The organism is Pseudomonas sp. 8 R 14, assembly GCF_900005955.1.
GTDB lineage: Bacteria > Pseudomonadota > Gammaproteobacteria > Pseudomonadales > Pseudomonadaceae > Aquipseudomonas > Aquipseudomonas marginalis.
Window position 1 is genome coordinate 18,660 of the sequence record NZ_CVTH01000002.1, and the last position, 12,242, is coordinate 30,901.

General features: G+C 63.9%; 12 protein-coding genes. 2 read left to right on the top strand and 10 right to left on the bottom strand.

Annotated elements, in window-relative coordinates:
• Both BFQ01_RS00095 and BFQ01_RS00100 read left to right on the top strand, forming a co-directional pair.
• A complete protein-coding gene (locus BFQ01_RS00095; protein ID WP_065923774.1) occupies positions 1–1,533 on the top strand; it encodes an FGGY-family carbohydrate kinase in 1,533 nt (510 codons plus the stop codon).
• Between the two features lie 77 nt (positions 1,534–1,610).
• Positions 1,611–2,336, top strand: coding sequence for an SDR family oxidoreductase (locus BFQ01_RS00100; protein WP_065923775.1), 726 nt, complete (start codon positions 1,611–1,613; stop codon positions 2,334–2,336).
• Here BFQ01_RS00100 and BFQ01_RS00105 read toward each other — a convergent pair.
• The 10 genes from BFQ01_RS00105 to BFQ01_RS00150 form a co-directional block, all read right to left on the bottom strand.
• A complete protein-coding gene (locus BFQ01_RS00105) occupies positions 2,333–3,337 on the bottom strand; it encodes a LacI family DNA-binding transcriptional regulator (RefSeq protein ID WP_065923776.1) in 1,005 nt (334 codons plus the stop codon). The two genes, BFQ01_RS00100 and BFQ01_RS00105, sit on opposite strands and share 4 nt — an antisense overlap.
• Before the next feature lie 58 nt (positions 3,338–3,395).
• A complete protein-coding gene (locus BFQ01_RS00110; RefSeq protein WP_027606159.1) occupies positions 3,396–4,259 on the bottom strand; it encodes a LysR family transcriptional regulator in 864 nt (287 codons plus the stop codon).
• Positions 4,260–4,386: 127 nt separating this feature from the next.
• On the bottom strand, positions 4,387–4,866 hold the full coding sequence (locus BFQ01_RS00115) for a DUF2846 domain-containing protein (RefSeq protein ID WP_051429361.1): 480 nt from the start codon (positions 4,864–4,866) through the stop codon (positions 4,387–4,389).
• Between the two features lie 118 nt (positions 4,867–4,984).
• On the bottom strand, positions 4,985–6,379 hold the full coding sequence (locus BFQ01_RS00120) for an amidase (RefSeq protein WP_065923777.1): 1,395 nt from the start codon (positions 6,377–6,379) through the stop codon (positions 4,985–4,987).
• Entirely contained in the window at positions 6,376–7,644 is a 1,269-nt protein-coding gene (locus BFQ01_RS00125) for a Zn-dependent hydrolase (RefSeq protein WP_065923778.1), read from the bottom strand. Before BFQ01_RS00125 ends, BFQ01_RS00120 begins: the two co-directional genes overlap by 4 nt.
• Positions 7,645–7,657: 13 nt before the next feature.
• Positions 7,658–8,353: an ABC transporter ATP-binding protein gene (locus tag BFQ01_RS00130; protein WP_065923779.1), complete on the bottom strand. Its 696-nt coding sequence runs from the start codon at positions 8,351–8,353 to the stop codon at positions 7,658–7,660.
• Positions 8,353–9,102 (bottom strand): ABC transporter ATP-binding protein, encoded by a 750-nt coding sequence (locus BFQ01_RS00135; RefSeq protein ID WP_065923780.1) that lies wholly within the window; start codon positions 9,100–9,102, stop codon positions 8,353–8,355. The genes BFQ01_RS00130 and BFQ01_RS00135 overlap by 1 nt, the downstream gene beginning before the upstream one ends.
• Complete coding sequence (locus tag BFQ01_RS00140) at positions 9,099–10,109, bottom strand: branched-chain amino acid ABC transporter permease (protein ID WP_065923781.1); 1,011 nt, start codon at positions 10,107–10,109, stop codon at positions 9,099–9,101. The genes BFQ01_RS00135 and BFQ01_RS00140 overlap by 4 nt, the downstream gene beginning before the upstream one ends.
• A gap of 1 nt (position 10,110) precedes the next feature.
• Entirely contained in the window at positions 10,111–10,971 is an 861-nt protein-coding gene (locus BFQ01_RS00145) for a branched-chain amino acid ABC transporter permease (protein WP_065923782.1), read from the bottom strand.
• Between the two features lie 67 nt (positions 10,972–11,038).
• Positions 11,039–12,241: an ABC transporter substrate-binding protein gene (locus BFQ01_RS00150; RefSeq protein ID WP_065923783.1), complete on the bottom strand. Its 1,203-nt coding sequence runs from the start codon at positions 12,239–12,241 to the stop codon at positions 11,039–11,041.
• Position 12,242 lies beyond the last annotated feature (1 nt).

Below are 12,242 nucleotides of genomic sequence, written 5' to 3' on the forward strand. Positions count from 1 at the left end.
ATGAACTACGTGATGGGTGTGGACATAGGAACCCAGAGTACCAAGGCGCTGCTGGTGGATGCTCAAGGCACGATCATTGCCCAGCACCGCCAGGGGTATAGCGTGGATACCCCCAAGGTGCGCTGGGCGGAGCAATGGCCGCAGGTCTGGCTGGATGCGGTCGAGGCCTGCGTGGCGCAATGCATGGTCAAGGCCGGAGTGGCCAAAGACCAGGTCAAGGCGCTGTGCATCAGCAGTCTGTATGGCGGTTCGGGCATCGCGGTGGATGGGCAGATGACACCGTTGCACCCCTGCCTGATCTGGATGGACCGCCGCGCCGGCGAGCAGGTGGCGTGGGTGCGCGAGCATGTCGACCTGGATCGTCTGTTCACGATCACCGGCAACTCGGTGGACAGTTATTACGGTTTCACCAAGATGCTCTGGCTCAAGCAGCACCAGCCCGCGGTCTGGGCGAAAACCCGCTACTTGCTGCCGCCCAACAGCTATATCAACTGGTGCCTCACGGGTGCGCTGGCGGTGGACCATAGCAGCGCCGGCAATATCGGCGGGGTCTACGATGTGGCGGCGCGGGGTTGGTCCGAAGCAATGCTCGCGGCGCTGGATATACCGTTGGCGATGATGCCGCAGCGACTGTTGTATTCCGGCGAAGTCGTCGGTGGTTTGCTTGAAGACTGGGCCACGCGCCTGGGCTTGCAGGCGGGCACGCCGGTGCTTGCCGGTGGCGTGGACGCGGCCATGGCAACGCTGGCTGCCGGCGTCACGCAGCCGGGCAACCATGTGGCGATGATCGGTACCAGTATGTGCTGGGGCTACCTGAACCAGCAGGTGGAGGCGCACCACGGCCTGGTCAGCATGCCCCATGTCTACAACGGCCACCGGGACCTGTACATCTTCGGTGGCGCGATCACCGCCGGGGCGTCGGTGAGCTGGTTTCGCGAACAGTTCTGCCAGGCCGAGGAACAACAGGCCAAGGCCAGCGGTCAGGACAGCCTGGTCCTGCTGGAACAGAGCGCGATGAACATTCCGGCGGGCAGCGAAGGGGTGTTGTTCCTGCCGTACCTGATGGGCGAGCGCAGCCCGGTGTGGGACGACCGCGCCAGCGGCAGTTTTGTCGGGCTGAACCTGTATCACAGCCGTATCCACCTGTACCGCGCGGTATTGGAGGGGGTGAGTTTTGCCCTGCGCCATAACATCGAGGCGGGTACTCGTGGCGCGCACTCGTTGGACCCGCGCTTGATCGTGGTAGGGGGCGCGAGCCATTCGGATTTGTGGATGCAGATCATCGCGGACGTCACGCGGTTACCGGTGTACACCATTGTCCAGGAAGTCGAGGCCGCCTTGGGCGCGGCGTTGCTGGCGGCGCATACGGTGGGGCTGGTGAGTGATGGGGAAATGGATAAAGGGTGGGTGCACCTGGCGTTGCGGGCTGAGCCCAAAGCGGAAAACGTCGAGGCGTATGACCGGGTGTTCGCCGAGTATCTGAAACTGTATCCGGCCCTGAGACCGATCATGCACAACCTGCAAGCCACCTGAATCAACACGGTCCAAAAGTGTGGGAGCGGGTTTGCTCATTCCCACAGGGGATCTTTATCGCCTAGGGAATAGTGATCATGAACGCAGTCTTCAACTTCACCCACCAACGCATTCTCGTCACCGGCGCCAGCAGTGGCATCGGCCGTGAAATTGCCCGGCAACTGATCGCCAGCGGCGCCGAAGTTTTTGCCCTCGGCCGCGACGCCAATGCCCTGTCGCAACTGGGCTGCCACACCCTGTGCCTGGACATCGCCGACAGCACCGCCCTCGACAACGCCCTGCAAGACTTGCCGCCCTTGCATGGCCTGGTTAACTGCGCGGGCATCTCGCGCCTGGAACCCGCCGCCTCCATCAGTGCAGAAGCCTTTGATCAGGTCATGCAGGTCAACGCCCGCGCCGCCGCCCAGGTGGCCAGCCGAGTGGCGGCCAAAATGATCGAAGCGAACATCGCCGGCAGCATTGTCAACATCTCCAGCCAAGCCTCGTTGGTCGCGCTGGACGACCACCTCAGCTACTGCGCCTCCAAGGCCGCGCTGGATGCGATTACCCGTGTGCAGTGCGCCGAATGGGGCCGATTTGGCATTCGCGTGAACAGTGTCAACCCCACGGTAACGCTCACGCCGATGGCAACCATGGCCTGGTCCGACCCGGCCAAGCGTGATCCTGCATTGGCGGCAATCCCCCTGGGGCGCTTTGCCGAGACCGTGGAAGTGGCGTTACCCGTGCTGTTCCTGCTCAGCGATGCCGCCAGCATGATCAGCGGAGTGAGCCTGCCGATCGACGGCGGCTACACCAGCCGCTAGCCGTTCTCCAGCTTGCCGGCGATCACCACCTTGTCCCGAGGTTTGTGCGGGTCTTCCAGGCGATCGAGCAGCAGGCGTACCGCGCTGCTGCCGGCCAGCGAGGCGTCGTGGGCCACGCACGCAATCGGTACGCCGAAGATATCGGCGAAGGGCAGGCGATCGATGCCGCAGATGGTCAGGCTGTCATGGGGAATGTTGTGCATGCGCAGGGCGCGCAGGGCACCCAGGGTGATCAACTGGTTGAAGCCCATGATCGCGTCCGGCGCCGAGTGTTCGGCGAGGTAGTCGAGGGTGTGCAGGTAAGAGGGCATCAGCGTGTAGTCGCCGGCTTGCACTTCCACCTGTACCTGCGGGTGTTCGGCCAGCACTTCGCGCAGGCCCTTGAGGCGTTCGACGGTGATGCGCGAATGCTCGGGGCCGGTCAGCACCAGCAGGCGCTTGAGATCGGGCGTTTGGCGCAGCAGGTAATGTGCAGCCTGGATGCCGCTGTGGTAGTTGTCGAGCACCACGCGGCTGAATGGGCTGTCGTGGATCGTACGGTCGAGCAGCACCACTGGGGTCTTGCCATTGCCCAGTCGCTCCAGGTAATCGGGTTGGTAGCTTGGCTCGTCGGAGACCGGCGACAGGATGATCCCTGCTACGCGGTAGCCCAGCAGGGTATCGACCGCCTTGCTTTCCAATTCCTCCAGCTCATCGGTGTCCACCAGCATGATGGTGTAGCCGTGCTGTTTGGCCTCGCGGGAAATCGCCTTGATCATCTCGCTGTAGAACGGATTGTCCACTGACGCGGTGATCACGCCGATGATCAGGCTTTCACTGCGCTTGAGCCCGCGGGCGAAGGCGTTGGGCACATAGTCGAGTTCGCGCGCTACGTCGAGGATGCGCGCCAAGGTGGCCGGTTTGACCAGGTCAGGTTTGCTCAACGCCCGGGACACGGTAATGGTGGTCATGCCGACGCGTTTGGCGATGTCGCTGATGGTGACGGACTTTTTCTTGTTCATCGGTAAGGCTGCGAGAGGACACACCCGCAGGCTAGCATGTGCGGCGACATACGGTGATTCAAATCAACGGGTCCCAGCGCTGCGACCAGTCACTCTCGGCCTTGACCACTTCACGCAGCAGCCCCAGGGCCTGTTGCAACACCGCCGAATCCCGTGCCCGCGAGTACACCAGGAACGTCGGGAAGCTGAACTCCGGGGCCTTGGGCACGCGCTGCATCACGCCGCTGTCCAGGTAGCTCTGTACCACCCGCGTGCGGAAATAGCCGGCGCCGCCGTTCTCGAGGATGTACTGCAATGCCAGCGGCCCGAGGTTGAAACTTACCGCCGCGCGAGCCCTGTCGGGCAGGGCCGCGTCGTGCTGCTGGCGGAAACCAGGGCCCCAATCGATGTAGACGTACGGGGCCGGTTTGCTCGTCAATTGCACCAGGATCAGTTTTTCTTCCAGCACCTGCTCCACCTGCAACCCCGGCCAGTACTGCGGCTGGAACACCAGCGCGGCATCGAGTACGCCGAGCTCCAGCTGCCGCAGCAGGTATTCACCTTCACGCACTTCGGTGCGCAGGGCATGCCCGGGGATCTGTTCGCGCAGGGCCCGGGCCCAACCGAGCATCAGCGGGTTGCACAGGCTGACTTCACCGCCGATATGCAGCACATTGCGATAGCCATCGGGCAGCGGCAGGTCACGCCGCGCGGCTTCCCAGGTTTGCAGCAACTGGTTGGCGTACACCACAAACGCCTCGCCGTCGGCGGTCAGGCGTGCACCGGCGCGGTTGCGCACGAACAGCGTACTGCCCAGCTGGCTTTCCAGGTTTTTAACGCGTGCGGTGATGGCGGTCTGGGTGACGTGCAGTTTCTCGGCGGCGGCGGCCAGGCTGCCGCAGCGGGTGATTTCCAGGAAAGTGCGTGCCAGTTCGATGTCCATGAAGCCCCCGGGGATGAATGGGGGACATTGTAGAGGCAGGGGATTGGAGTGCGCTCAGAAAATGTGCGAGGGGGCTTGCCTCCGAAGACGCCTTCTGGGATGCCCAGGGTGTTCAAAAGGGATAGATTTATTTGGATTTGGCCAAGCGGTACTTGGGCATGAACTTCACGGCAGTATCGGCAGGCAGTAGCGCCCACCGGAAATAGTGCATGGAGCCTCGATAGATATTGTTGTTCATGTCGCCCAGGGTCAAACCGTCCTTGGGTTCTGCCCACAAATCCTGATCCACCACGAAGTAGCTCTGGCCAGCCTTGACGGACAAGTCAAACTGGCGCGTGGCTTCGTCCGTGAGGATTGAGGTTTTGTTGGAGCTGACGCGGTGCACGCCGGCTGGCAAGTCCACTTTGAAGTAGCCGCCGGTAGGCAGCCCCCCAAGGCTCTGGCCATCGACGTGGACTTCGGTGATGAATTGCGGGCTCATGAGGCGATACTCGCGCACGAAGTAAACGGTGGCCTTGTCGCTGGCTGTCTGGGCTGGCGTTGTGAAGTAAGGCTGACCCAGCAGTGGGTCGGTATGCGCGCAGCCTTGCAAGCAGGCAAGCGCCAAGAAAAGACCTGTCCATGTGAGTATTCTTGGCATTGCGTAAAACTCCTGAAAACATTGAGGGCGCGAGAATAGCACTGAGTCAGGCGTCAACGCATTCCGCAGGCACAGTGGCTATTTATCAGACCGGGGCATGCAAGTGTCGGGTTGGAAATGCTCGCGCATACACCTGGCATACCCTCAACACCTGCTCATCGGCAAACCGCGCCGCCACCACATGCAACCCCACCGGCAAGCCATTCGCCGCCAAGCCGCACGGCACCGACGCCGCCGGTTGCTGGGTGAGGTTGAAGGGGTAGGTGAACGGTGTCCACTCGGTCCATTCCTGCATCCCGGAACCGGGCGGTACGTTGTGTCCGGCCTCGAACGCGGTGATCGGCATCATCGGCGAGACCAGCACGTCGTAATGCTCGTGGAACGCCGCCATCCGGGCCACCAGCGCGGCGCGGGCTTCGAGGGCTGCGTTGAAGTCATCCAGGCTCAACTGCTCGCCACGCTGGGCAATGCGCAGCAGCCCAGGGTCCAGCAGTTGTTTTTGTGCGTCGCTCATGGACCCGGTCAGGCGTGCCGCGCCCGCCGCCCACAAGGTGCTGAACACCTCCAGCGGGTCGCTGAAGCCAGGGTCGATCTGCTCGACATGGGCACCCAGCTGCACCAGGCCCTCGACCGCCTGGGCGACCACCCTGGCCACCTGCGGGTCGACATCCACGTAGCCAAACGTGGGGCTGTAGGCCACGCGCAGGCCGTTCAAATCCGTGTGCGGCGTGAGCCATGGCGTGGTCCTCGGCGCGCCGATCAGGCCATCCCGCGCATCCGGCTGTGCCACGGCCTGCAGCATCAGCACGCTGTCTTCCACGGTGCGGGTCATCGGCCCCAGGTGCGACAGGATGGTCATCGAACTGGCCGGCCACTGCGGCACATAGCCGAACGTCGGCTTGATCCCGAAGGTGCCGGTAAACGCGCAGGGGATGCGGATCGAGCCGCCGGCATCGCTGCCTTGGTGCAGCACGCCCAGGTTCAATGCAGCTGCCGCGCCCGCGCCGCCAGACGAGCCGCCTGCGGTGGTGCGTGTGTCCCACGGGTTGCGCGTGATGCCGTACAGCGGGTTATCGGTGACGCCTTTCCAGCCGAATTCCGGGGTGGTGGTCTTGCCCAGCAGCACCGCGCCGGCCTTGCGCATAAAGGCTGGGAAGGGCGCGTCGACGTCCCACGGACCCTCGGCCGACGAGGTGCGCGAGCCCTTGCGGGTGGGCATGCCGAGCGTCAGCGTGAGGTCCTTGATCGAGGCGGGCACGCCATCCAGGGCACCGCAGGGTTTACCCTTCAACCAGCGTTGCTCCGACGCCCGCGCGGCGCGCAGCGCGCCCTCGGGGTCCACATGGCAGTAGGCGTTGACCACCGGGTTGTGGCGTTCGATGCGCAGCAATGCGTCCTCGGTGACGTCCACCGGCGACAGGGTCTTGTCGCGAAAATGCGCCAGCAGTTGTACCGCCGTCAGTTCACCTAGGTCACTCATGGCTGTTCCCCCTGTGCCGCGTTGACCATGGCGCGCAACAACACGGCGCACCCGGCCGCCAGGTCATCCGGCGCGGCGTTTTCGATTTCGTTATGGCTGATGCCGCCTTCGCACGGCACAAAGATCATCCCGGCCGGGCCCAGTTCGGCGACGAAAATCGCGTCATGCCCGGCGCCGCTGACGATGTCCATATGGCTCAGGCCTAAGGCACTCGCCGCATCACGCACGGCGTTGACGCAGGCCGGGTGGAAGTCCAGCGGCGGGAAGTCGGCGGTGGGCGTCAGTTCGAAGGTCAACCCGTGCCGGGCTGCTGTGGCTTCGATCACGCCACGTACTTCATCGACCATGGCCTGCAGCTTGTCGGCATGCAGGTGGCGCAGGTCGAGGGTCATGTGCACCTGGCCGGGAATCACATTGCGCGACCCCGGGTGCAGGCTCAGGCAGCCGACCGTGCCGCAGGCGTGAGGTTGCTGCTGGTGGGCGATACGGTTGACCGCGCTGACCACCTCGGCGGCGCCCACCAGGGCATCCTTGCGCAGGTGCATCGGCGTCGGCCCGGCGTGGGCTTCGACGCCGGTGAGGGTCAGGTCGAACCACTTCTGGCCCAGGCAGCCCATGACCACGCCAATGGTGGTGGCCTGGTCTTCCAGCACCGGGCCTTGCTCGATATGCGCTTCGAAATACGCGCCGACCGGGTGGCCCAACACCGCGCGGGCACCGGCATAGCCGATGCGCTGCAACTCGGCGCCCACCGACAGGCCTTGCTCGTCCTGTTTGGCGAGGGTGTCCTGCAGGTTGAACTTACCGGCAAATACCCCGGAGCCCATCATGCACGGCGGGAAGCGCGAGCCTTCTTCGTTGGTCCATACCACCACTTCGAGCGGCGCCTGGGTCTCGATGTTCAAATCGTTGAGGGTGCGGATCACTTCCAGCCCGGCCATCACCCCGTAGCAACCATCGAACTTGCCGCCGGTGGGTTGGGTGTCGATATGGCTGCCGGTCATCACCGGCGGCAGTGCCGGATTACGCCCAGGGCGGCGGGCGAAGATATTGCCGATGGCGTCGACACTGACGCTGCACCCGGCGGCCTCGCACCACTGCACAAACAAGTCACGGGCCTGGCGGTCCAGGTCGGTGAGGGCCAGGCGGCACACGCCGCCCTTGACCGTGGCGCCCAGTTGCGCCAGGTCCATCAGCGATTGCCACAGGCGGTCGCGGTTGATCAGCGGGGCGTTGCCCTGGAGCGGTTGCGCAAAACTGTTCATCTGCATTCTCCCGTCAGGCGCTCAGCGCCAGGTAGCGGTTCTTGATCGTCGGGTCGGCGCGGAAGGCGGCGGCACTGCCTTCGTAGACCACGCGGCCCTGTTCGAGGACGTAATGGCGGTCGGCGAGCTTGTCGCAGACCATCAGGTTCTGTTCCACCAGCAGCACCGGCAGGCCGTCGTCCTTGACCTTGCGCAGGATCTTCACCAGTTCGTCGACGATCACCGGGGCCAGGCCTTCGGTGGGTTCGTCGAGGATCAGCAGCTTCGGATCGTTGAGCAGGGCGCGGGCGATCGCGAGCATCTGTTGCTCGCCGCCGGAGAGCGCATGGCCGGCGTTCCTGCGCCGCTCCTTGAGGCGCGGGAACATGCCGTACACGTCTTCAAGCTGCCAGCGGCTGCTCTTGCGGACGGCAATGCGCAGGTTTTCCTCGACGGTCAGCAGGCGGAAGATCCCGCGATTCTCCGGCACCAGCGCCAGGCCCTGGCGCGCGATTTCAAAGATTTTCTGCCCCACCAGCGCCTGGCCGTTGAAGTGGATCTGGCCCTGTCGTGGGCAGATGATGCCGAGGATGCTGCGCAGGGTGGTGGTCTTGCCGGCACCGTTGCGCCCGAGCAGGGTCACCAGTTCGCCGGGGTTGACCCTCAGCGACACGCCTTCGAGCACGTGGCTCTTGTCATAGTAGGAATGGATATTCTCGACGATCAACATCAGGCAGCCTCCCCAAGGTAAGCACTGCGCACGCGTTCATCGGCACGCACGAACTCCGGCGTGCCTTCCACCAGGATCTGCCCGTGGCTCATCACGGTGATACGTTGGCTGATGGACATGACGATGCTCATGTTGTGTTCGATCAACAGCACCGTGTGGTCGCGGCCGAGGTCGCTGATCAACTGGGTCATGATCGGGATGTCATCGATGCCCATGCCCGAGGTGGGCTCGTCGAGCATCAACAGTTTGGGCTTGGAGCAGATCGACATGCCCACCTCCAGCACCCGTTGCTGGCCGTGGGACAACTCGCCGGCCAGGGTCTCGGCGCGGGCGCTGAGTTGCAGGCGTTCGAGCACCTGGTCGGCCATCTCCAGGTGTTCGCGCTTGCTGTCCACGCGGCGCCAGAAATTCAACGCACGTGCACCGTCGCGGCCCTGGGCGGCGAGGCGCAGGTTTTCGCGCACGCTGAGGTTCTGGAACAGGCTGGTGAGCTGGAACGAGCGCGCCATGCCCAGGCCGACGCGCGTGTGGGCGGGCTTGCGCATCAGGTTCTTGCCGTTGAAATGAATCGCCCCGGCCGTGGCCTGGCGTTCACCGGTCAGGCAGTGGAACAGGCTGGTCTTGCCCGCACCGTTGGGGCCGATGATGGTGTGGATGGTGCCGGCTTCGACCTTGAGGTTCACGCCGTTCACCGCACGGAACGCGCCATAGGCCAGTTCCAGGTCCTGGGTTTCCAACAAGATGCTCATAGCCCTTCCTCCTTGGCGACGACGACGGCCTTGCGACGGCCGCGCACGCGCTCGAACAACGCGGCCAGGCCGCCCCACAAACCGCCGCGCATGAAGATCACCACCAGGATCAGGATCACCCCCAGCAGCATCAGCCAACGGGGCCACAGGTCGGAGAGAAAATCCCCCAGCAGCACGATGGACCCGGCGCCCAGCAACGAACCGAACAGCGAGCCGGTGCCGCCGATAATGGTCATGATCAGGATGTTTTCGGACATCGCCAGGTCGATATTCGACAGCGGCACAAAGTGCAGCAGCATGGCGTACAGCGCCCCGGCAATTCCGGTGACTGCGCCGGACAGCACGAACACCAGGATCTTGAAGTGCCGCGTGTCGTAGCCGATGGCCGAGGCGCGGGTTTCGTTTTCGCGGATCGCCATCAGCGTGCTGCCGAACGGCGAGGCGATCACCCGGCGTGCGCCGATAAAGATCAACAGGAACAGCACCGCGACAAAACCATAGAACGCGCGGGCGTCGGCCAGGGACAACAGTACGGCGTCGCCGATGCGGATTTCCGGGCGTGGCACGCTGAGCAGGCCGTTATCGCCGCCGGTCCAGTCGCTCAAGGTGTAGGCGACAAAGTACGCCATCTGGCTGAAGGCCAATGTGAGCATCACGAAGTAGATGCCGGTGCGCCGGATCGCCAGGGCACCCACCAGCAAGGCCAGGAAACCACCGGCGATGGCGGCGCCCAGCAGCGCGGTGAACAGGCCCAGTTGCAGGTGGATCATCAGCAGCGCCGCGCAGTAGGCACCGGCACCAAAGAAGATGCCTTGGCCGAATGACAGCAGCCCGGTGTAGCCCAGCAACAGGTTGCAGGCCAGGGCCGCCATGGCAAAGATCAGGATCTCGCTGGCCAGGGTCGCCGAGGGCAATAGCACGGGCAGGCCGATCAGCACCGCCACGACCCACAGCAACATGGCGCGTGATTGGGTTTTGGCAAACGGCAGGGGATTTTTCTCGCTCATGTCAGGCTCTCCCAAACAGGCCGTAAGGCCGCACCAGAATCACCACGGCCATGGCGCCGTAGATCATCAGGCTCGCGCCTTGGGGCCAGAGTGTGGTCATCAGGCTTTGCACCACGCCCACCAGCAAACCGCCGACCAGCGCACCGCTGAACGAGCCCATGCCGCCGATCACCACCACCACGAAGGCGATGCCGAGAATCTCCGGGCCAACGAACGGCTGGGCACCGCGCAACGGCGCGAACAGCACCCCGGCCATGCCGGCAAGGCCCACGCCGAGGGCGAAGGTCATGGAGAACAGGCGGAAGATATTCGTGCCGAGCAGCGACACGGTCTCGGTGCTTTCACTGCCGGCGCGCACCAGGGCGCCGAAGCGTGTGCGTTCCAGCAGCAGCCACAGGCCCAGGCCCACCAGCCCGGAAAACACGATGAGGAACAGGCGGTAGTAGGGGTAGACGAAATCACCCACCACCAGCACGCCGCGCAGCAGTTCCGGCACGGCGACGCTTTTGCCCACCGGGCCCCAGATCATTACGCTGGCTTCCTGGATGATCAGTGCGATGCCCAGGGTGACCAGGATCTGGAACATGTGCGGCAAGTGATAGATCCGCTGGATCAACAGCCGCTCGATCACCCAGGCCAACGCGGCCACCACCAGCGGCGCAATCAACAGCGCCAGCCAGAAGTTGCCGGTGAGGCTCACGGCGGTGTAGCAGATGTAGGCGCCCAGCAGGAAGAACGCGCCGTGGGCGAAGTTGACGAAGTTGAGCAGGCCGAAAATGATCGTCAGCCCGACCGCGATCAGGAAGTAGATCATTCCCAATCCAAGGCCGTTGAGTATCTGGAACAGGTAAAGATTAAGCATGCAGAAACCCTCGAACAGGTGGCCGCCCGGGCGGCCCTGCCGTGTACAACGGTGGTGTTTTAGCGGATCAGGCGAGCGTGCAGCCCGTGGCTTCCACCGGCGGGAAGGACTGGCCGGCGCTGAGTACCTTGGCCAGGTCATCCTTGTCGGCCATCTCGCCGGCGGCCTTGCCGACCAGCAGGTAGTAGTCCTTGATCACCTGGTGGTCGCCGGCGCGGATCGACTCCTTGCCGGTGGGGCCTTCGAAACTCAAGCCCTGCATGGCCTTGGCCACGGTCGGCCCGTCGAAGCTGGCGGTGGCGATGATGGTGTCGAGCATGACTTTGGTGCTGATGTAGTCGGCGGCCAACGGGTAGGTGGGGTTGATGCCGTACTTGGCCTGGGTCAGCTTGACCAGCTCGCGGTTGAGCGGGGTGTCGACCTGATGCCAGTACTGCGCGCCGAGGTACACGCCGTCGAGGATGTCGCTGCCCAGTTCCTGGAACTGGTCGAGGCCGGCGGACCACACCAGCAGCACTTTCATGCGCTCCTTGATGCCGAAGTTCACCGCCTGGCGCAGGGTGTTGGACGATTGGCTGCCGAAATTCAGCAACACCAGCACGTCGGGTTTGGTGGAGATGGCGTTGGTCAGGTAGCCGGAGAATTCCTGCTCCTGCAGCGAGTGGTAGCTGTTGCCGACATGCTCCAGGCCATGTTCCTTGAGTACGTTTCTGGCGCCTTCGAGCAGCGCTTCGCCGAACACATATTGCGGCGTGATGGTGTACCAGCGCTTGGCATCCGGCAGCAGCTTGATCAGCGGCACCATGGTTTCGCGGATCGCGCCGTAGGTAGGTACCGACCAGCGGAACGTGGCGTGGTTGCAGTCTTTGCCGGTGACTTCATCGGCACCGACCGGGGTCATGAATACACCGCCGACCTTGTCGACTTCCTTGGCCACCGCGAGTGCCGACGACGACAGCGTGCAGCCCTGGAAGAAGCGCGCGCCGTCCTGCTGGATCGCCTCCTGCACCTTGCGCACGGCCTTGCCGGCGTTGCCCTCGGTGTCGATGACCTTGTAGTTCAAGGGGCGGCCCAGTAGCTCGGTGTGTTGTGCCACCGCCAGGCGCGAACCCATGTCGGCAAACTTGCCATAGCTGGCAAAGGCGCCGGACATGGACTTGAGGCCGTAAAAGGTAAAGGGCTCGGCGGCGAATGCCGAACGCACGCTCAGTGGAAGACTGAGGGCGGCGGCGGCGGTAAGACTGGCTTTCAATAACGTACGACGCTGCATG

Coding starts and splice junctions, on each gene's coding strand:
- BFQ01_RS00095 (WP_065923774.1), top strand. CDS start 1: ATGAACTACGTGATGGGTGTGGACATAGGAACCCAGAGTACCAAGGCG.
- BFQ01_RS00100 (WP_065923775.1), top strand. CDS start 1,611: ATGAACGCAGTCTTCAACTTCACCCACCAACGCATTCTCGTCACCGGC.
- BFQ01_RS00105 (WP_065923776.1), bottom strand. CDS start 3,337: ATGAACAAGAAAAAGTCCGTCACCATCAGCGACATCGCCAAACGCGTC.
- BFQ01_RS00110 (WP_027606159.1), bottom strand. CDS start 4,259: ATGGACATCGAACTGGCACGCACTTTCCTGGAAATCACCCGCTGCGGC.
- BFQ01_RS00120 (WP_065923777.1), bottom strand. CDS start 6,379: ATGAGTGACCTAGGTGAACTGACGGCGGTACAACTGCTGGCGCATTTT.
- BFQ01_RS00125 (WP_065923778.1), bottom strand. CDS start 7,644: ATGAACAGTTTTGCGCAACCGCTCCAGGGCAACGCCCCGCTGATCAAC.
- BFQ01_RS00130 (WP_065923779.1), bottom strand. CDS start 8,353: ATGTTGATCGTCGAGAATATCCATTCCTACTATGACAAGAGCCACGTG.
- BFQ01_RS00135 (WP_065923780.1), bottom strand. CDS start 9,102: ATGAGCATCTTGTTGGAAACCCAGGACCTGGAACTGGCCTATGGCGCG.
- BFQ01_RS00140 (WP_065923781.1), bottom strand. CDS start 10,109: ATGAGCGAGAAAAATCCCCTGCCGTTTGCCAAAACCCAATCACGCGCC.
- BFQ01_RS00145 (WP_065923782.1), bottom strand. CDS start 10,971: ATGCTTAATCTTTACCTGTTCCAGATACTCAACGGCCTTGGATTGGGA.
- BFQ01_RS00150 (WP_065923783.1), bottom strand. CDS start 12,241: ATGCAGCGTCGTACGTTATTGAAAGCCAGTCTTACCGCCGCCGCCGCC.